Source organism: Sphingobium fluviale (genome assembly GCF_004122115.1).
GTDB classification, from domain to species: domain Bacteria; phylum Pseudomonadota; class Alphaproteobacteria; order Sphingomonadales; family Sphingomonadaceae; genus Sphingobium; species Sphingobium fluviale.
Genome location: NZ_SBKP01000026.1, coordinates 1 through 19384, shown reverse-complemented (window position 1 = coordinate 19384; position 19384 = coordinate 1). Strand labels below are relative to the sequence as shown.

Sequence of the window (19384 nt, the reverse complement as noted above, 5' to 3'; positions counted from 1 at the left end):
GCCTCGTACCGGTCAGATAGGTCAAAGAAACCGGGCTGTCCTGCCATCATCGCCTCCGCCGTAACGTGAGCGAAGTGAATCAAATCCACCCATCAAAGGCCAGAGTTTTTCGAGGCGTCCAGTTGGTCGTGCGATACTTCGTGGGCGTCGGCTTGGGCATCCCGACCATCTACGTCTTCCGATTCCTCAAGGGAATCCATCACTTTGATATGCAACAAAGTCCTGCATATGCTGCGCTTCGCCAGGCCGGCCAATGGCGACGGGCAGATCCGCACCCCTCGGCGCGACCTGTGCTCGCGGGTGCAACGCCACATCGAGATGAACTTCGATGACCCGGATCTCTCCACCGGAACGATCGCCCGGTATTTCGGCGTCAGCGGCCGTTATATCCAGCTTGCGCTGACCACCGCCGATACCACCCCATCGGACTATATTCTAAAGGTCCGGTTGAAGGCGGCCGCCGGGATGCTGCGGAACGCGTCGCACCTTTCGATCACCGATATCGCCTTCGCTTGCGGGTTCAATGCTTCAGGCCATTTCGCGACCCTGTTTCGCAAAGCCTATGGCATGCCCCCGCGTGCCTACCGGTCTGAATCCCCTATGGTCAGTTGCTGATGTTCAGCGCGGCTGTCCCGGCATCGACTGGGCATTCGCCTCCGGCATATCGACCGCGTCTTCGTCCCTGACCTCGAAATTCAGTTCCAGCTGGATGTCATTGGGGTCGCGAACGAAAATCTGGCACCGGGTGCTGTTGGGGACGAGGTTGACGGAGAAAGGGACGCGCTGTTCGTCCAGATGCCGTTTCATCGCCGCAAAGCCGTGGCTCAGAAAGGCGATATGATCCACCGCCCCCGCCCCCGCCCCCGCGCCTTGCTCCATCGTCGTTCCGGCGATGTCGATGACATGGACGACGGGATGATCGCCGCGATACAGCCATGCCCCCGGCACGTCGAAGGGCGGGCGCGGGCCGGATCGCATGCCCAGCGCCCGTTCGTAGAAGCGCACGGTTTCATCCAGCTTGCGCGTCAGGATATTATAATGGTCGAGCAGTCCGACATCCATCTCCATGGCTCCTAACGCCGCAAGGCGATATTGTAGACCTTCTGTTCGGTATAGGAGAGCATTTCCTCCAATCCCTCCTCGCGCCCGGTGCCGCTATTCTTATAACCGCCGTAGTTCATCGCGGGATAATGCGGGCCGACCGAATTGATCCAGACGTAGCCGGCGCGCACGCGTCGTGCGGCGCCGAGCGCATCGTCGATATTGTTGGTCCAGATCGACGCGGTAAGCCCCAGATCGACCGCATTGGCGATCTCCAGCGCCTGATCGAAAGTCGACCATTTCATGACGGAGAGAAGCGGACCGAACACTTCCTCATTGGCGATGCGCATGTCCTGGGTCACGTCCCCGAACAATGTCGGACGCACCCAGAAGCCTTTTTCAAAACCCGGACCGGTCGGGCGCTGACCACCGGCAAGCAGCGTTGCGCCTTCGCGCTTCGCCATCTCGATATAGTTCAACACCTTGTCATACTGGACCTTCGAGTTGATCGCCCCCATCTGGCTGGTTTCGTCCATCGGATCGCCGACCCGGATCGCGTTGATCCGTTCGACCAGACCCGCCACCACCTCGTCATAAATGCTCTCGTGAAGGAGCAGCCGGCTGGTCGATCCGCATGACTGACCCTGCCACGAAAAGTTCATGCCGGCGATCGCCGATGCGATGATCGATTGCGGATCGACATCGGGGAACACGATCATCGGGTTCTTGCCGCCCAGTTCCAGCGTCACATGCTTGACCGCCACTTCCGCCGCCATCCGCTGGATCGCCATGCCGGTGCCCGCCGAGCCGATGAACGCGATGCGCTTGACCGCCGGGTGCCGCACCAGCGGCGCGCCCACGCCAGCGCCGGTACCGGTCACGATGTTGAACACGCCGGGCGGCAGCGCTTCCCGTGCGATCTCCGACAGGATCAAAGCCGAAAGCGAGGCGGTTTCGGGCGGCTTCACCACGACCGCATTGCCTGCCATCAGCGCGCCCGCGGTGCGCGCCGTCGCGAACATCACCGGATGGTTAAAGGGCACGATCCGCGCCACGACGCCGTAAGGTTCGCGCACTGTGAAGTGCAGATTGTCCGGGGTAGCGGGGATGGTTTCGCCCTTCAGTTCATAACCAAGCCCCGCATAATAATCGATACTCGCCACGCCATGCTTCACATCGCCTCGCATCGGCGCGATCGTGTTGCCGGTGTCGCGCACTTCGACCTCAAGCAGCTCGTCAGCCCGTTCCAGGATCTTGCGGCCGAAATTGCGCATGGCTTCGGCCCGCGCGGCGACGCCCATCGCATTCCATTGTGGCCATGCCCTGTCCGCCGCGTCCACCGCCTTCGCAACGTCGCGATCGTTACCCGCAGGAAAGCGACCGATCACATCTTCCGTCGCAGGGTTAATCGCGTCCATCCACGCGCCACCCTCGCTCTCCACAAGTTCACCGCCGATCAACATGCGGGTGGATTTCGTCAGGCCATTCATAACATTACTCCGTTGCCGCATCGCCATGCGGCCTCATCAAATCAGCAGAGAGGCGGACGCCGGGCGCTATTCGCGAAAGGCCAGCGGGGGGATACCGGCGACCCCCCATATGTCACCCTTATGCTCCGGTCCCCAGATCCGGGCTTCAACCAGATCGTCGACCGGAAATACTTCCATGTCGCCATAATATTCGACGAAATTGCCCGCCGGATCGGCATAATAGCTGAATATATTATTGCCCGGCCCATGCCGTCCGACACCCCAGGCGCAATCCAGCCCCTGATCGCGCAGCCGCCCGAAATTGCGCATCACATTGTCCAGCGACCCCACATCGAAGGCGATATGCTGCACGCCCGTCCGCCCGGTCTTGCTTTTCATCAGCGCCAGCGTGTGATGGTCCGCATTGCAGCGCAGGAAGGACATGCCCGCATGGGTCCGGTCGGTCACCTGAAACCCCAGAAGCCCGTAAAATTGTTCAGCGGCCGGCTGATCGGGCGTCCACAATACGACATGGCCGATGGCGAGCGGGCCGAGAGGATCGATGTCGCCTGACGCGGGAGCCGTATCCCCGGCTGGCACGACCAGCCTCACTTCCCGGCCGTCCGGGTCCGTCACCGCAATGGCCGCCGCGTCGCTGCGCGGCAGCGCATCTCCGGGGACCGACACCCGAAAGCCGGCTGCCGCAAGCCGCGCGGCAAATCCGTCCAGTGCCTCCATCGAAGCGACGGGGAAGGCCAGATGCGCAATCCGCGAAGGCCCCTGCTTCAGCAGGAAATCGTCATGCGCGCAATCGGCCGTGCGAAAGGCGTGATACTCACCATCCTTGCCCGCCGGTCGCAGCTTCCAGGTGTCGCGATAAAAACGCACGGCCTCGGCCATGTCCGGCATTTGCAGGGCGATCCTGTGGATGCCTGCGACACGATCTGAACTGTTGCTGCGCGTCATTATGCCTTCGCTCTCCAAATCCCGAACCGCCGGTTTTCGGCCGGATAGATCATATATTAATTATGAACACGTCCATTTTCGACCGGGCTTTTGCCCATGTCAAGATCGATCGCTCTTACATAATGAACATGTCCATATTTTCAATAAAATATGGCAGAGACCCTGAATGAGATTCCGCAGCTTTTGCCGCTGCTGTCCCTTGCACGACTACCAGCTGTCAGGCCCGGCGATCCCGGCGCATTCGTACTGACCGCTGATCATCCCCGGCGCGACGGCGGCAACGTGGCCCCTCCCGGAAATATCGCGTCGCGCGGCAAAGCAAGCTGGAGACGAGCGCAGTCCATATGGCAACGGCCGGGCACCCCGCCCGCTTCCCGCCTGTCGCGATAGATCAACCGTCCATTCGGGCTTTTTTCGCCTGACTGCGGGGTCGCGCGGGGGAAACGGCCTTGATCGCCCGGCTGCTGATCGGCCTGGGCTTCAATCCAACGATCTGCAACTTTATCAATCGTCCGAGATAGGCGATGCCCTCGTCGGCCACCGGATCGTCGCCACCGATCCAGAAACGGGCCGTCGCCGAAAAGATAAGGAAGAAATTCTGGGCGATCATCTCGGTCGTTTCGCCGGGATTGATCTCTCCTTTACGGATCGCATCCTCCACCAGCAGTTCAACCTGCCGTGCGACGGCGCGGCGTGTGCGCTTATATTCCTCGCCGTGCATGCCGCCGGAATAATAATTGACCTGAAGAAAGATGCGGGCGAGACGCGGATTGCTGGCCCAGTCACGATAAAAGGGGCTGAAAAAGGCGAGGATACGCTCATCGAGCGGCTGGTCCGCCGCCCTTACCAGATCGATCGCATGTTCCATGATCTCAAGGGTGATTTCGTTGAACACCAGCAGCGTCAGGTCACGCTTGTCCGCAGCATATAGCGACAATGTACCCAGGGCCACATGCGCTTCGTGCGCCACGTCGCGCAAGGTCGTGGCGTCATAGCCATGTTCGGCAAACAGCTTCAGGGCCGCCAGCCTTATGCGCTCCCTTTTCTCAGCCTTGTTTCGCTCTCTCACACGCGTCACGGTCAATCTCCAGTCCAGGCATCCGTAGGTCTTGGAATTCCCCTGTCATATCCATAGTCCCGATACACACATGTGAAAATCCTGCGGATCCAAATGCAATGACCGCGCGACCGGCATAGGTCAATCGGGCACGGATCGCGCGCCCACAGGTGCGGGCGGAGAGTGATTGCCCGCGCCTGACCTGTCCGCCGGACAGGCCGCGCGATCGATCAGCCGGCCAATTCTCCTCCATCGACGGGAATGACGCTGCCGGTCACAAAGCCGGCCATGTTCGACGCGAGGAACTGGACGACACGCGCAACGTCGTCGGGCCGCCCCGATCGTCCCAGCGGCAGGCGGCTGGCAAACATGTTCAACCCGGCGTTCACCTCCTCGCCACGACGGCGCATGGCCGCGACGCCGTCCGTTTCGGTCATCGTCGGGGCGACGCCAACCACGCGAATGCCCTTGTGCCCCAGTTCGACCGCAAGGCTTTTGGTCAGGCCCACCACCGCATGTTTGGACGCCACATAATGAGCAGGGTTCAGGCCGTTGGTGCAGTCAAACCCGGCGGTCGACGCCAGATTGATAATCACGCCCCTGTTCTGCTTCATCCGCAACGCCGCCTCACGCGCGCCGAAAAACGTGCCCCGCAGGTTGATGTCGAGCACCGTCCCCCAATCGCTGTCGGTGATTTCGAGCACGCCGCCGGCGGGGAAGATGCCGGCATTGTTCACCCAGATGTCGAGCTGGCCCGTCCGTGCCACAGCCAGATCGGCAAGCGCCGTGATCGAGTCATGGTCGCGCACATCCATGCCGACGCCATGATGCTGGCCGCCGAACTGCGTCAGATCGGTCGCGACCGCCTGCGCTTCGGCCTGATTAAGGTCCCCGATGACCAGCGTCGCGCCCGCTTCCGCAAGACGCAGCGCTATCGCGCGGCCAAGCCCTGCGCCGCCGCCCGTGACAACGGCGGTGCGGCCGGCGAGCGATACCAGTTCGGTCAGGCTTTACCCGGAAAAATCCGTATAGGCCATAACAACTCTCCTTGAAGATGCTCCGCGCTTCCGGCGGATGAACCTGTATGATTATTTGGCTTTGTGGGCTTCGGATTCGAACGACAGGACGATCCGGCGTTCGCGGATGCGCCATACGCCCTCCGCTTCGCGCCGGTAGATGTCATGTGCGTCCGCCAGCGCAATCGGCTCCGCCGGGGTCAGGTCCGGGCCGCTCGACCGGAACAGCATGATGAAGCACACGCCCCTGATCTGATCGGCGCCATCTTCCCAGAATCGGAAATTGGTCGCCACATGGCGGGCACGACGCGTCCGGGCCTCAGCCCGGCTGCGACCATAGGCATTGACCGCCTCGCGTCCGATACAGTCCGGCCCGGCACCGATCAGGCAGCCATCTTCCGTGTAGAGATCGCCCAGATTTTCCGACAGATGAAAATCCAGCCGATAGGCATGCTCGGCGATCAGTGCTTCCAGTTCGGCGCGGATAGCGGGATCCTTGACAGGCGTCCCGATGCTCACAGCGCTGTCTCCTTCATTGCAGCCACTTCTTCGCGCAACAGTTTCCAGCGACGGCCACACTCCCGCGACGCTTCGGCATATTCCTCCGGGAACACGTCATAGGGTGGGCGACACGGGCCGGGCACGCTGTAACCGGCCTCGGCGATGCGGGTCTTTTCGACCTGGATATTATAGCTGGCGAACAGCTCGGCATTGCTCAGCAGTAAATAACTTGGACATCCTCTCCGCTACCAGCAGCACATTCAAAGGTGCGTTCGTAGTACCCGTACCTGCTTCTAAATGGACATGTCCATAAATATCTCGCTTGTCAAGGGCGAAGGCATATTCACCTGTCAACCAGGCGCACGCGCGACAAATCCTCGGTCCCGGGCAGTGCCGTTCCTCATCGACAGACCGTTCAAGCCCATGGTCCCGTGACCGGGGCGGAGGCAGTCCGGCCTGAAGGCGCTACTGGAGTATCGCTCGCATCAGGTGGCGGAAGGCAAGTTTCAAGCGCGCCTTGTCGCCTTCGGGATTTGCCACCGTCCGCATCATCAGGCCTTCGAGCACAAGGACGAGCATTTCGACCCTGCATTCCAGTTCTTCAGGCCGTTCGGGCGGGAAATAAGGTTCCAGCAGGACACGAGCATTATGCCGCAGGCGATAGTCCTGATCGGCCACGATGCTGTTGATCTGTTCGCTACGCCCCGATTCGGCGAACACATCCATGACGTATCGCGCCTGGACCGGATCGACCAGCCAATCGAAATCATCGAGCGCCGTATTGACGACCGCATCCGTATCCATCTTCGTATGAACAGCCAGGCCGGGCGTATGATTGATATAGTCTGCGAACTTACGCTCGCACAGGGTGAGGATGATGTCCTCCTTATTATCGAAATGACGATAGACATGCCCAACGCTCATGCCCGCCTCCGCGGCGATCCGATTAACGCTGGCAGCATGAAATCCCTCGCGCCGGAAACATTGCTCGGCAGCCGCTAGGACCTGCTCGCGTCGCATTTGCGCGCGTTCCTGCTGCCTGGCGAGAGCGTCTGGATTTTTAGTCATGCCTGATCTTCACTCTCCCGTCAGCTAGCCTCATCTGCTATCTTGACACGAATATAGCATGCAAACTAAACCAAAAAAATAAGGAGTGAGCAATCACTCTTTTTATTTCTAAGCCTGGATCGGCACCGAAAGCCGGCGGCAAATCATGCAAGGAGAGCGGATATGAGTAGCAGCATGAATGGAAAAGTCTGCGTCGTGACCGGCGCTGCCCAGGGCATTGGCCGTGGCTGCGCGATCGAACTGGCCAAGGCGGGCGGCCGGATCGTCGTTAGCGATCGCAACCCCGACGGTGGGCAGAAAACCGTATCGGAAATTCGGGATCTGGGCGGCGATGCCACGTTCATCGCCTGCGACGTGCGCAACAAGGCCGAGATCGCGGCATTGATGCAGGGTGCGGCGGATCATTTCGGTGGCATCGACGTGCTGCACAACAATGCCGGCACGCATGAAACCGATCTGGCCCAGAAAACCGCGGTGCACGAAATGGACGACGACATCTGGGATATCGTCTACGAAGTCAATCTGCGGTCCATCTGGTATGCTGTGCGCGCCGCTCTGCCCTGGCTGCGCGATTCCAAGGGCGCGTCGATCATCAACACCGCATCAATGGCCTCTTTCACGGCCATGCCGGTATCGCCCGCCTATTGCGCGACCAAGGGCGGCGTATTGATGCTGACCAAGGCGATGGCGGTCGATCTGGCGCAGTTCGGCATCCGGGTCAATTGCATCAATCCCGGCACGATCAAGACGCCTCTGCTCGACAAATATTTCGACATCATCGAAGATCCGCAAGTCCGCGCCGCCGCGCTCAAGGGCTTTACCGGAGGTAACCTGATCCCGCGCATGGGAACGCCCGAAGAGATTGGCAAGCTCGTCTGCTACCTCGCGTCCGATGACTCCTCCTTCACCACCGGCGCATCACACATGATCGATGGGGGCGTGACCATCTGGCGTGGCTCGGTCGACTGAACGGGCGGAGATGAGGGGCTGGGTGGCCTTTATGTTGATCCACCGCGAACGCCAAGGGAGTATGAGTGATGGGCAATCTGGTTGAAATCACTGCGGCCGATGGCGGCCGCTTCAACGCCTATGTCGCGATGCCGGAAGGCGGCAGCGGGCCGGGCCTTGTCCTGCTGCAGGAAGCGTTCGGCGTGACGCAGTTCATGCGCGACATGGCTGATCGTTTCGCAAGCGACGGCTATGTCGTCACTGTGCCAGATCTTTACTGGCGGATCGAAGCCGGGGTCGAACTGACCGACGCGGAGTTCGACCGTGCGATGGACATATACCGGCAGTTCGACCTGAATCTGGCCATCGACGATATAAAGGCGACGATCGGCGCTCTGCGCGCGATGCCGGAACAGCGTGGCGGCGTGGGCGCCGTGGGTTTTTGCCTGGGCGGTCGACTGGCCGCGATGGCGGCCGCCCGCACTGACATCGACTGCGCCGTGGCTTATTATGGCGTCGGCATCACCGATCATCTGGACGAACTGGAGCAGGTCAGAATCCCGCTGGGCTTCCATTTCGGTACGGAAGACCAGGATTGCGCGGCCGACATCGCACCGATCGCGGCGCTGGCGGAACGGCATGATAATGTGTCGCTATGGATGTATAACAAGGCCGGCCATGGCTTTGCCAACCCACATCGCGGCTTCTTCTCCGCGTCGGCCGAGGAACTGGCCTATATCCGCACCCTTGCGATCATCCGCGCCGCGATCGGCCCGAAATTCGATCTGGAAGGCATGTGGGAGCAGCATATTTACCATGAGTTCGTGACCAAGGATGCACATGCCGTACTGGATACGATGGTCGAGGAGCCCTATGTCAACATCACCTCTACGGTGATGGGCGGCGTGGGCCACGACATGCTGCTGCGGTTCTACAAATATCATTTCTGCGATGTGCACCCCGACGACACGCGGATCATTCCGATTTCGCGCACCGTCGGCGTCAACCGCGTGGTGGACGAAATGATCATGTGCTTCACCCACGACAAGGAAATATCCTGGTTGCTGCCGGACATCGAGCCGACCGGGCGCTATATCGAAGTGCCGATGATCGTCGTCGTATCGTTCCGGGGCGGCAAGATCTATAACGAACATATCTATTTCGATCAGGCGTCGGTCCTGGTGCAGGCAGGACTGCTCGACCCGGCGAACCTGCCTGTCGGAGGCGCGGACGTGTCCCGCAAATTGCAGGACAAGACCTTGATGCCCAACCGATTGATGAAAAAATGGTCCACCAGCGAAGGGCTTCCGCTCGATTAATATCCATTCGTATGAACATCGCCGCGATGAAGTCGACAGGAGCGGCTCCTCCCCGGCCGTCAGAGCATCGAGGGGACCCTGAGTGAAATCCTGTCGTTTCATTGAAACCTCGACATCGCCAGGCCACGAAATCAGTTTATAAGTGGCGTCCAAATGGGTCTAAACGAGCCCATATGTGAGCAACAGGTACAGGCTGAATTTGGAGCTCCTCGCAGCCTCGGAAGCCACAAAATGCGGCAGAAATGCGAGGTTTCTACTGAGGTTGCGATGGTAGCGGAGGAGAGCGCCGAATTTTAACCTTTAACTTATTGATCTGTAATCATTTCTTGCGGGCGAAATCGCACCTGAGGGTCGAATCCACCCCCAATTTGACCCCCAATCGACCAACCGTTCAGAAAGCTCGGTGAGTTGACGAGATTTGGGCCATTCGCGCGCGCCGGGGCACGCTGTGGAGCCTCGACTCGATCCAAATGATCCGCCCAATCTTGGAGCATCGTACGCCGCATGTCGAGGTAAAGGGCGCTATTGTAAGCCGCCCGAACCTTGTCCTCGCAATTATGGCCGAGTGCCATTTCAATCCAGTCAGGGCGATATCGGCCGCTTTCGTTTGCCCAGGTCGAGGCGAGGCCGCGGAAGCCATGAACCGTTTGCCGACCGAGATAGCCCATCCGGTAACAGGCATATATCATCGTGTTCTCGGAAATTGGTCGATCTGGATCGTCGCCGGAGAAGACCAAGTGCCCCCTTCCCGGCATGCGTTTGCGCTGACGCAGGATCGACGCCGCTTGGCGCGACAATGGCACGATATGCTCGCACTTCGTCTTCATCCTTTCGGCCGGGATGCGCCACAGCGGCTGGCAACTGGAATTGTCGAGCCCTTCGAACTCGGACCATGCCGCACTGCGTAGTTCGCCAGTGCGCGCCCAGGTGAGCAAGGTGAATAGCAGGGCATGCCGGGTTGTCTCGCGACGGCGCGGCACCGAACCATCGTCATAGGCACGAATTGCCGCAACAAGGGCGGGCAATTCCGACAGTTCGACCCGCGGCATGTGTCTACGCCGCCGCGGGGGACGCAACGCCCCCGACAGGTGGGCGCTCGGATCATTGTCGACCCAATCATTCGCCCTCGCGAAGCGAAAGACCTGACTGATATTCTGCTTGAGCCGACGAGCGGTATCGAGCGCGCCACGCGCTTCGACCCGCCGCAGAACGTCGAGGACTTCGGCAATCCGGACGCTCGTAATCGCCTGCCCGCCGATCAGCGGAAAGACATCGCGCTCGAATCTGGCAAGAACGCGTTGCGCAGGCTCCGGACAGATATTCTCGGCGCGACCGGCATGCCACATCCGCGCGATGCCCTCGAAGCTCATCGCTGCGGCATGCGCTGCCTGGCTACGGTAGAGCGCGGGGTTACGACCCGATCGCAGGATGTCGCGCGCGGCAAGGCATTTCGCCCTTGCTTCGGCAAGGGTCACGTCCGGATAGGGGCCGAAGCTCAGCAAATTCTCCTTGCCGTGAAAGCGGTACTTCATCCGCCACCGCTTGGAGCCGTTCGGTTGGACGCTCAGATGAAGGCCGTGCCCTGCCCCGATCTTGTAGGGCTTCTCGCGGGGCTTGGCATGGCGAAGATCCAAATCTTTGACAGACATAGGATGCCTCCTTTCGGAAGCCATGAATATCATGTCTTTTCAATCACCTAAAATCAACGATCTGGACGTCGGTGGTCAGAATGGACCATCGGTGGACACAGTGGGACGATGAAAAATATTTTCGATCGTATCCCAAATGGGCAAAATTGGGGTCCATGAGGCGTTAGCTAGGCGCATCAAGGGTCGGATCGAGGCAGTCTGTCCAAATAACCAAGGCCTTCCTTGCATCCAGAGGGAAGCCTAACCCGCTCAATCCTGAAGCATGTGGCAAAGTCGCTCCGCTTGGGCATCACGGACATGTTGAAAAAGTCGGTAAAATGCCGTACATATCGAGCAAAGGAGTACCCCAGTCATGGTTGCCGAGTCCCAAGAGCGCCGTTCCGAACGGCTCGAGGTCCGCGTTCCGCCTTCGCTGCACAGCCGCGTCAGCCATGCAGCGGCCTTGCGTGGCCAGACGGTGGCGGCGTTCGTGACCGCCGCCGTACAGGACGCTGCGCAGCGGGCGATCGAGGACGCGGAGGTCACGCGCCTAAACCGCGACGATTTCGAGCGGTTGGCGCGCGCGCTCGATGCCGACGACGCCCCCAACGAGGCGCTTCGCGCTGCGGCGGCACGGCATCGCGCCCTTGCGTCGGGCCATGCGTGAGCGACGCGACCAGTTTCCAGTTCGAGCGGCTGTCGGCGGCGCATGACCGGGCAGGCTTCGCCTGCGAGCATGCCTCGCTCAGCGACTATTTGCTGAAATCCGCCGGTCAGAACGAGCGCGGCGACCTCGCCGCCTGTTATGTGGCGCTGCCGACCGGGTCGGAGCGGGTCGCGGGCTATTACACGATTTCGGCTCATGCCGTGCTGTGCGACGAGCTTTCGCCCGAACAGAGAAAGGGCCTGCCGCGCTACGATCGGATCCCCGCATTCCTCATCGGACGCCTCGCGCGCGATCTGTCGATGAAAGGGAAAGGGCTTGGCGAACTGCTGCTGATTGACGCCTTTGCCCGCCTCTGCGCGGTCGAAGCCGCCGGCCGGATGATCGTTGTCGATCCGATCGACGCCAAAGCGCATGCCTTCTACACGCGCTATGGTTTCGCACCGCTCGGCCAGGCGACCGCACGGCTGTTCCTGCCGATGAAAATCGCGAGAAAGGCGCTATTCTAACACCCACCGCCGGACGGCGGCGCTTCCAGATCACCGATCGCCTCCGTACATCCAGCGCGAAATCTGGTCCGCCCAGTCCTGGAGCATGTAGCGGCGCGGCACGAGATATTGGGCCGCGTTATAAGCGCGGCGAACGCCGTTGGTCTCGATATGAGCAAGCTGTCATTCGATCCAATCATGATCATAGGGGCGGACTGGATTGCGCAGATCGGCCGTCTCCTTCAGCGCTTCGTTTGCCCAGGTGCTGGCGAGACCCCGAAAACCATGGACCGTTTGCCGGCCGCGATAGCCGAGCCGATAGAGAGCGCCAATCATCCTGTTCGGCGAGGTCGGTGTTTTGCCATCGTCGGAAAAAACATAGCCGTCATCGCGTCCATCGAGCATCGCCCGGACTATGCCGGCGGCTTCGAGTGGGAGGGGAACGAGGTGGTCGCGGCGCATCTTCATTCGCACTGCCGGGATGCGCCAGAGTGGCTGCTTCCCTGACAGATCCTCGAACTCGTCGACCGACGCGAAGCGGATTTCTTTCGTCCGTGCCCAAGTCAGCAATGTGAAGAGAAGCGCATTTCTCGTGACGGCTTGCCGGTCAGGGCAATTGTCATTGTAAGATGCTATCTTGGCCAGCAGGCGAGGCATGCCACCGAAACCTATCCGATGCATATGCTCGGGTTGAAGGCGCGGCTTCAACGCATTGTCCAAACAGGTTGTCGGATCATTGTCCGCCCATCCGCTCGCAACGGCGAAGCGGAAAATCTGGCTGATATTCTGTTTGGCGCGGCGACAGATTTCGAGCGCACCGCGCGCCTTGATCCCACGAAGCACGGCGAGCACGTCCGGCGGTTCGATGCTCCGGATACAGCGTGATCCCAGAAATGGCAGAACGTCGCGGTCCAGCCGGGCCAATATCCGCGCGGAATGTGCCTGATCGAGCGTGTGCTGTCGGTTGTCATGCCAGAGTTGCGCTGCGGCTTCGAAGGTTTGACTGGAACCCTCGCGGCTCAGTTCGAGTCTGGGATCGCGGCCCGTCGCCAAAAGATGGCGTGCCCGCTCGCGCTTATGCCGGGCACTTGCGAGCGATGTCGCGGGATGGGCGCCGAAAGAAAGAACGCTCTCCACCCCGCCGTATCGATATTTAAGCCGCCAAAGTTTCGAACCGCTCGGCTGGACCGCGAGATATAATCCGCCGCCGTCGAACATTTTATATGGCTTGGGTCGCGGTTCCGCTTTTCGGACAATCATTTCATTCAAAGACATCTTTATCGTCGCGCTCCTTTTAAGGGAGCGGTCGACTGTGTTGCTAATGGTTAACGCTTTACACGGAGGGCTATCAAACATTTCTGGAAATAGGCCGACGGACCGAGGCGCCACGACCGTCGAACCCCAACCTTGCCAAACTTAGTGTTACCCACTAAATTAAAAGCATGGACAGAGCGATCAGTGCCAGCGAGGCCAACCAGCATTTCTCGGAGCTTCTCCGCGATGTGTCCGAAGGCCAGAGTTTCACCGTGATGTCTCGCGGTCGCCCCGTCGCGCGCGTCCTTCCCGTCGATCGCGATCAGGAACGCCGTTCGGTCGACCGGCTGCTCAAGTTCGTCACCAGCCTTCCCGTCCGACATTCCGGCAATTGGTCGCGCGACGATCTCTACGAATGATGCGTGTCGCCCTCGACAGCAATATTCTCGCTTACCTTGCGGGCGTCAGCCGATCAGCAGAAGATGATGGCAAGATCACGAAGGTTCGGGAGCTTGTGTCCCGACTTGCGGAATCGGCCAGCCTTGTCGCCCCCGCCCAAACCTTGGGCGAGCTATTCGTGGTGCTGCGACGCAGTGGTGCTTCCGCCGAAGAGGCGCGCGAGGTCCTGCTCGAGTTCGCCGAAGCGTTTGGGACGTCGGCCTCGGAAACGCGCACCGCGCTGTCTGCAGCCGATCTTGTGGTCGATCACAAGCTGCAATTCTGGGATGCGCTGATCGTAACCGCTGCGGCGGATGCCGGATGCGCGCTCCTACTATCAGAGGACATGCAGCACGAGTTCGTGACGCGTGGACTCACAATCGTCAATCCGCTCGCGGACGATGCTCATCCCAAGCTAACCGCGCTGATCGAAGCTTCGGAATAGTCGCCGTAATGGCCAGGGGTGGAGGCGATTGCGGAGCCGTAGTCGCGGCGAATCCGTAGCCGCGCGGTCGAGCCGAACCCGATTGATTCCGTTGATCAGGGGCTCGACCTTTTGTTTGCGGTGACGTGTGAATAGGTGCGCGCGACTGTATATAGGTCAGCCGATTGGTGGATAATCTCAGCAGCCGGGATCGAGGATCCCGATAACGACAGGTATGAAGCTGGGTCGACCGTGTCGGTGACATTGCGACCATGCCCCGATCCTGCGCCCAATCGTAAAAGCGGCAGACGGTCGATACGCGAGCGTTGATGGTTGCCCTGGCATAAGGCCGGCCAGTGTGCTGGCTGACTGTCTCCAACATTCTGTTGCGATATCCGGCGATCGTACCTTCATCGGCGTCGGCCCAGTTTATTCCTGACTGCTCAAGAGCATCGAACCAGTCGTAGAGGTTTCGCCGTAGGTGCGAAGCGTGTAGCTAGGCTCGGTTCGACCGCCATATTTCGCGTGATCGAGCAACCAGGCGAAGGCCGGCTCGACTGCATCTGGTCAGTCCGGATGATGGGGAACCCTGCCGGGATTCCTGGCGCCCCGGGAACGGCGCGAACGATCATCGCCACGAAAGCAGACTCCTACCGACCATCGGGCCGCCTGTATGAACCAGGCTATTCAACCACATCAACAATACAAATCGGAGACGGAGCCTAAATATTCCGGCGTATCCCATAAGCGGCTCATCGCCTCACTCCTTGATCAAGCGGCACGCTTGTCGCGCATCACAGTGCCAACGCAGCTTGCCGCGGGCCGTCGACGATCTCTTCGACAAGGAAAGTGCGCGCCGGCGGCGTCTCGAGCAGATTGGTCTCGGATACGGTTCCGTCGAGCCATTGCATCACCTGCCGACGGTGGATGATCGCGCCGTGCCGCTCCTGATAGGGCGCGACTTCGGCGTTCGGCGCGACGGTGATGATGCGGTAGTTGGAGAGCTCCTTACCGAGGCCCAGTTGAGAACATAATAAGAAGGAAGGCGAGTCAAGGCAAGGTTCTAGGCTGTGGCGTGCGCCCATGCCGCAGCCATAGGCGCGGCCAATAACAATCCAGCCCAGAACCTGCGCATAAGTCCACCCCGTTCGAGAATGGTATGCTTCTGAAGAAATGTCCAATAAAGGGTTGGGGAGCGGAGGCGATACCCAAGCTGCCCTTTGTCGCTCCAGCGTTTACCCGGAGCGCCATTGGGATCAGCAGCGGAGATAGCCTGAGCAGGAGCCGCAGGAAAGGATATCATGGCTTGGCGCTAGCAGGACTAGGGTCGGCGCTCGAGCTTCGCCCAGCTGCTCTCGTCCCAAGGTTGAACATTTGCGACACCACGCTATGATTTCGGGATGACAATATCCACACCCAAACGACTTTCGAAGGGTTTCTGCTGCCGAACTTCCCGATGTCTCCCTTCGGATTCCCCATCGGACGCGGTAGAACAAGGCCGCCCTTGGCCCGGGGTTCCCCGTGCGGGCGGATTGACTGGGGCGCATTCTTAGTGCTGCTCCCGGATCGGTATGGAGAAAAATCGGCCTCATCGATGTACGGCCGCACCTTGAATTCCGCTTTGCCTGCGCCATGTTGCGGGCTTCAGCCCAATGTCCACGATGCGCGAATTCGATCCCGGCCGTCAGGCTAGCTGGCTCCTTCGGTCGAAGGTAAGCCAGCCGCGGCTCGCTGCGCGTGTCATCGCGCGGAACCGGTTGATCGACCTCATTGATGCGGATCTCAATCGACTCATCGTAATTGACGCGTCCGCTGGCTACGGCAAGTCCACCCTACTGCTGCAACTCGCTGCCCATTTCGGATTGCGCGGAGAGTTTGTGAGCTGGCTCAACATAGACGAGACCGACCGCAACACGGATAATTTCCTTGCCGGGCTCATATCAAGCATTGAGGCGGCGGGCCTGCGGTTGCCTTCCCTGACGGAGGTGTCAGTCTAACGCAAAACGCTCTCCGTTGGTCAAACCGCTCCCGACCCTGGCCGGATCTCAGGCCGCAAGCGACTGCCACTCGGCCAGCGCGGCCGAGCGGCGGGTCTTGTAGGTTTGACGGTCGACGAGGTGGCGTTCCTGGCTGAAATGGTTGTGGATCGAGGCGTGAACCGAGGCAAACTTCTGTAACGACTTCATCTGGCGAAAGCGCTGCATGGCACGTTCGCGTCGTCGAAACGGCAAGTGGGAATTCTCAGCGCGATTATTCAGCCAGCGTCCGGTTTCCTGGCGATCGAGATTGCCCAGTTCCCGCATCGCCGCCGGATACGAGCGCAACCCGTCGGTAACGATCTTGTCCGCCTTGCCATGGCGCTTCAAGGCCTTCTTCATGAAGGCCAAAGCCGCAGATTTGTTTCGTTTCCGGGTAATGTAGCTCTCGAGCACCTCGCCTTCGTGATCAACCGCACGCCAGAGGTAGACCATCTCGCCGTTTAGCTTGACGTACATCTCGTCGAGGTGCCAACGCCACTGCCGAAAGCCTCGCATCCGGCTGACCCGCTGCCGCCGGATATCCGCTGCAAATAGCGGACCGAAGCGGTTCCACCATTGCCGCACGGTCTCGTGACAAACGTCGATACCACGCTCGAACAGCAGGTCTTCGACGTTCCGCAACGACAGCGGGAAACGCACATACAGCAGCACCGCAAGCCGGATCACCTCAGGCGACGACTTGAAGTACCGAAACGGGTTCGCAGGCCGGGTCATCCGGCAACGTTACCAGCTACCTGCTCCCCACGCGACTTTCCTCTGACAATGCCTTCCGACATGGTGGCGAAGTATCCCGACTACGTTATCCGCCTCTTGCGTCGTCTTGAAACAAGCGTCATCTAGGACCGAGGCAGGCTACAGCGGCGCCACGCGCTCGACGAATTGAAGCGCGGTCGCTGGCGCACCTTCTTTGCACCAGGCCAGTCCAAAGCGGACTTGGGACAAATGCTCAGGTATCCGCTTTGCATTGAGTGGGCGGAAGAAGACTCCCTTCATCCGCAACCGTTCGGCGGAAGCGGGCAGGACGGCCACACCCTCGCCGCAGGCGACGATCCCGACAACGGCTTCGGTCGTTGGAACTTGATGAGTTATTTCGGGATTGAAGCCGGATAGCCTGCACAGCGCGAGCAAGTCGGAATGGAAATTGAAGCCTCGTGTCGGCTCATAGGTGATGAACTTGCTGGTTCGCAGGCTGCTCATAGCCACAGGTCCGCTTCTCGAAAGAAGCTCATGACCCTCCGGCAAGGCGACGACCAGGGGTTCACTGTGCACAAAACGCGTCTCGATCAATTCGTCGAAGATCGGAAGCCGCAACAAGCCGATGTCGATAACTCCCGACCGCAGGGCCTCGATCTGACTAAGGACAGGCATCGCAGAGAATTCCAGATCGACGTCGCTTGCGCTCGACCGGAAGCGCCTAACCAGCGAGGGCATCAGCGAATAGACTGTTGATCCACCAAAGCCGATTTTCAGCGCGCCCTTGAGACCGGCCGCAGTCCTGCGCGCACTTTCGACGCCCTTCTCCAACGCTGAGAGGGCAACGCGGACATCGGCGATTAAGGCCTGTCCGGCGAGTGTCACGCGCACAGAATGGGTATCTCGCTCGAACAATTGCAGGCCCAACTCCTCCTCAAGCTCGCGGATCGCGCGGCTGAGCGGAGGCTGCGAGACGTGGCAGCGAGCGGCTGCTTTGGTGAAGCTGAGCTCCTCGGCAACAGCCACAACGAAACGCATCTGCCTGAGGTCCATGCTTATACTCCATAGGTATGACCGAGTGTCCTATAATGTATTTCCGATACGACAGAAAGTAGCAGATAGCTCAATCGCAACCAGCGGGAGCGACGATCTGTGAGTGCTCAGATTCCAAGGCTATCTTTCGAACAACTGGCGCCGAACGTGCAGGACGTATTGCGCGCGAGGGTTGAGAGACTTGGCTATTTGGGAGAGTTTTTCCGGTGTGCCGGGCACCAGCCGGATGTCCTCGCCCCGTTCATGGAGATGACCGAGAACCTCAAGAAGGCGCTCCCGGACCGCCTGACCGAAACGGGGGCGCTCACAGTGGCGACCTTGATGGAGAACCGGTACGAACTGCACCAGCACGAACGGCTCTCTAAGAAGCTCGGGTTTGGCGAAGACTGGGTTGCCGCAGTCGAGCAGGTCGATCCAGACAACGCTGTCCTGCTGTCGGACGCGGAGCGCGCCGTGCAACGCTTGGCTGTTGCCCTGATTGAGCGCCGTGGAAAATCTGTCGAATCCGAACTGGACGCTGTCATCGACCAGATCGGTGTCGAGCAAGCGATGGCTACCTTGTTCCTGGTCGGTCGATACATCACCCATGCCTTGATCGTAAACAGTCTCGGCTTGGTGCCACCGGTGCCCTCGATTTTCGAGGGAGGCGGCCAATGAGCGGAGGAATCTGGATCTCCGAGGCCGAAGCAGTTTCGGTCATGTCGCTACCCGAATCCATCGAAGCTTTGCGCGACGGTCTCCGGCAGGAAGCTGCTGGACGTGCAAGCAATATGGTTAAGACCCATGCGACCTGGGCTAACGGTTCGACCTTGCATGCGATTGGTGCCGTTTTCGAGGGCTTGGGAATTGTCGGGACAAAGACCTGGGCTCATACGGCAGGCGGCGCAATGCCGTTGCTTATCCTGATCGACGCGAACAACGGCAGCGTCCTTGCAATCATAGAAGCGTTCGCACTTGGTCAGATGCGAACCGGCGGGATTAGCGGTCTCGCGACAGATCTGATGTCGCGAGAGAATGCAACCCGAATGGCCATGATCGGGGCGGGAAAGCAGTCGATCACGCAGGTGGCTGCAGTAGCTGCGGTTAGAAAGCTTGAAAGAGTGACGGTATGGAGCCCAACGCCCGCCAATCGCGAGGCGCTGGCCGCGAAGGTCGAGGCAAGCTTGGGGATCGAGGCCGTCGCTACCCAAGCCTGTTGATTTTCATTGAGAGTTGACCCGGTGTTTTCACTGAGAAGTGACCCGTCTTGTGATTATGTTTCGATTAATTCCTGTGGGTCAAGATAGTGCTTTCTCCTTTTTGGGTTTTGCCTGCTGGG

At 59.9% G+C, this 19384-nt stretch carries 22 protein-coding genes; 10 read left to right on the top strand and 12 right to left on the bottom strand.

Annotation, left to right across the window (positions count from 1 at the left end; genetic code table 11):
- Positions 1–228 precede the first annotated feature (228 nt).
- Complete coding sequence (locus EQG66_RS14885; protein WP_129405295.1) at positions 229–615, top strand: helix-turn-helix domain-containing protein; 387 nt, start codon at positions 229–231, stop codon at positions 613–615.
- A 3-nt stretch (positions 616–618) separates the two neighbouring features.
- Here the strand turns inward: EQG66_RS14885 and EQG66_RS14880 are convergent, their stop codons facing one another.
- The 7 genes from EQG66_RS14880 to EQG66_RS14850 all read right to left on the bottom strand — a co-directional run bounded on the left by EQG66_RS14880 (position 619) and on the right by EQG66_RS14850 (position 7070).
- A complete protein-coding gene (locus EQG66_RS14880; RefSeq protein ID WP_129405294.1) occupies positions 619–1062 on the bottom strand; it encodes a VOC family protein in 444 nt (147 codons plus the stop codon).
- 11 nt (positions 1063–1073) lie between these two features.
- On the bottom strand, positions 1074–2531 hold the full coding sequence (locus EQG66_RS14875) for an aldehyde dehydrogenase family protein (protein ID WP_051585688.1): 1458 nt from the start codon (positions 2529–2531) through the stop codon (positions 1074–1076).
- Between the two features lie 66 nt (positions 2532–2597).
- The gene (locus EQG66_RS14870) at positions 2598–3476 is read right to left on the bottom strand and encodes a VOC family protein (protein ID WP_129405293.1); all 879 of its coding nucleotides are present in this window, start codon (positions 3474–3476) and stop codon (positions 2598–2600) included.
- 391 nt (positions 3477–3867) lie between these two features.
- Positions 3868–4554 carry a TetR/AcrR family transcriptional regulator gene (locus tag EQG66_RS14865; RefSeq protein ID WP_067737554.1) on the bottom strand — a complete coding sequence of 229 codons (687 nt, stop codon included), beginning with the start codon at positions 4552–4554 and terminating at the stop codon, positions 3868–3870.
- A gap of 209 nt (positions 4555–4763) precedes the next feature.
- The gene (locus tag EQG66_RS14860; RefSeq protein ID WP_245656630.1) at positions 4764–5462 is read right to left on the bottom strand and encodes an SDR family NAD(P)-dependent oxidoreductase; all 699 of its coding nucleotides are present in this window, start codon (positions 5460–5462) and stop codon (positions 4764–4766) included.
- 159 nt (positions 5463–5621) lie between these two features.
- On the bottom strand, positions 5622–6068 hold the full coding sequence (locus tag EQG66_RS14855; RefSeq protein ID WP_051585685.1) for a nuclear transport factor 2 family protein: 447 nt from the start codon (positions 6066–6068) through the stop codon (positions 5622–5624).
- Positions 6069–6515: 447 nt separating this feature from the next.
- Positions 6516–7070, bottom strand: a complete 555-nt coding sequence (locus EQG66_RS14850; protein ID WP_037486827.1) for a TetR/AcrR family transcriptional regulator — start codon at positions 7068–7070, stop codon at positions 6516–6518.
- A 210-nt stretch (positions 7071–7280) separates the two neighbouring features.
- Between EQG66_RS14850 and EQG66_RS14845 the strand changes: the two genes are divergently transcribed.
- Positions 7281–8087 (top strand): SDR family NAD(P)-dependent oxidoreductase, encoded by an 807-nt coding sequence (locus EQG66_RS14845; protein WP_051585684.1) that lies wholly within the window; start codon positions 7281–7283, stop codon positions 8085–8087.
- 68 nt (positions 8088–8155) lie between these two features.
- Positions 8156–9385, top strand: coding sequence for a dienelactone hydrolase family protein (locus EQG66_RS14840; protein ID WP_220428676.1), 1230 nt, complete (start codon positions 8156–8158; stop codon positions 9383–9385).
- A gap of 305 nt (positions 9386–9690) precedes the next feature.
- Here the strand turns inward: EQG66_RS14840 and EQG66_RS14835 are convergent, their stop codons facing one another.
- On the bottom strand, positions 9691–11058 hold the full coding sequence (locus EQG66_RS14835; protein ID WP_245988128.1) for a tyrosine-type recombinase/integrase: 1368 nt from the start codon (positions 11056–11058) through the stop codon (positions 9691–9693).
- Between the two features lie 328 nt (positions 11059–11386).
- Between EQG66_RS14835 and EQG66_RS14830 the strand changes: the two genes are divergently transcribed.
- Positions 11387–11680: a type II toxin-antitoxin system TacA family antitoxin gene (locus EQG66_RS14830; RefSeq protein WP_047820955.1), complete on the top strand. Its 294-nt coding sequence runs from the start codon at positions 11387–11389 to the stop codon at positions 11678–11680.
- The gene (locus EQG66_RS14825) at positions 11677–12186 is read left to right on the top strand and encodes a GNAT family N-acetyltransferase (RefSeq protein ID WP_047820954.1); all 510 of its coding nucleotides are present in this window, start codon (positions 11677–11679) and stop codon (positions 12184–12186) included. The genes EQG66_RS14830 and EQG66_RS14825 overlap by 4 nt, the downstream gene beginning before the upstream one ends.
- Before the next feature lie 162 nt (positions 12187–12348).
- Here EQG66_RS14825 and EQG66_RS14820 read toward each other — a convergent pair whose 3' ends face one another.
- Positions 12349–13521, bottom strand: a complete 1173-nt coding sequence (locus EQG66_RS14820; RefSeq protein WP_245988127.1) for a tyrosine-type recombinase/integrase — start codon at positions 13519–13521, stop codon at positions 12349–12351.
- A gap of 86 nt (positions 13522–13607) precedes the next feature.
- Here EQG66_RS14820 and EQG66_RS14815 point away from each other — a divergent pair, with 86 nt between their 5' ends.
- Entirely contained in the window at positions 13608–13838 is a 231-nt protein-coding gene (locus EQG66_RS14815; protein WP_047820953.1) for a type II toxin-antitoxin system Phd/YefM family antitoxin, read from the top strand.
- Positions 13835–14302 carry a PIN domain-containing protein gene (locus EQG66_RS14810; protein ID WP_053059117.1) on the top strand — a complete coding sequence of 156 codons (468 nt, stop codon included), beginning with the start codon at positions 13835–13837 and terminating at the stop codon, positions 14300–14302. Before EQG66_RS14815 ends, EQG66_RS14810 begins: the two co-directional genes overlap by 4 nt.
- Positions 14303–15075: 773 nt before the next feature.
- Here EQG66_RS14810 and EQG66_RS14805 read toward each other — a convergent pair.
- Positions 15076–15366 (bottom strand): SOS response-associated peptidase family protein, encoded by a 291-nt coding sequence (locus tag EQG66_RS14805; protein WP_245988126.1) that lies wholly within the window; start codon positions 15364–15366, stop codon positions 15076–15078.
- A gap of 567 nt (positions 15367–15933) precedes the next feature.
- On the opposite strand from EQG66_RS14805, the gene EQG66_RS14800 reads away from it, so the two are divergent.
- Positions 15934–16278 carry a hypothetical protein gene (locus tag EQG66_RS14800; protein WP_129405290.1) on the top strand — a complete coding sequence of 115 codons (345 nt, stop codon included), beginning with the start codon at positions 15934–15936 and terminating at the stop codon, positions 16276–16278.
- A 48-nt stretch (positions 16279–16326) separates the two neighbouring features.
- Here EQG66_RS14800 and EQG66_RS14795 read toward each other — a convergent pair whose 3' ends face one another.
- Positions 16327–17034 carry an IS6 family transposase gene (locus EQG66_RS14795; protein ID WP_067738770.1) on the bottom strand — a complete coding sequence of 236 codons (708 nt, stop codon included), beginning with the start codon at positions 17032–17034 and terminating at the stop codon, positions 16327–16329.
- A 138-nt stretch (positions 17035–17172) separates the two neighbouring features.
- Positions 17173–18066, bottom strand: a complete 894-nt coding sequence (locus EQG66_RS14790) for a LysR substrate-binding domain-containing protein (protein WP_067738772.1) — start codon at positions 18064–18066, stop codon at positions 17173–17175.
- A gap of 99 nt (positions 18067–18165) precedes the next feature.
- Between EQG66_RS14790 and EQG66_RS14785 the strand changes: the two genes are divergently transcribed.
- A complete protein-coding gene (locus tag EQG66_RS14785; RefSeq protein ID WP_067738774.1) occupies positions 18166–18723 on the top strand; it encodes a carboxymuconolactone decarboxylase family protein in 558 nt (185 codons plus the stop codon).
- Entirely contained in the window at positions 18720–19265 is a 546-nt protein-coding gene (locus EQG66_RS14780; RefSeq protein WP_129405289.1) for a hypothetical protein, read from the top strand. The genes EQG66_RS14785 and EQG66_RS14780 overlap by 4 nt, the downstream gene beginning before the upstream one ends.
- The last annotated feature ends 119 nt before the right edge of the window (positions 19266–19384 follow it).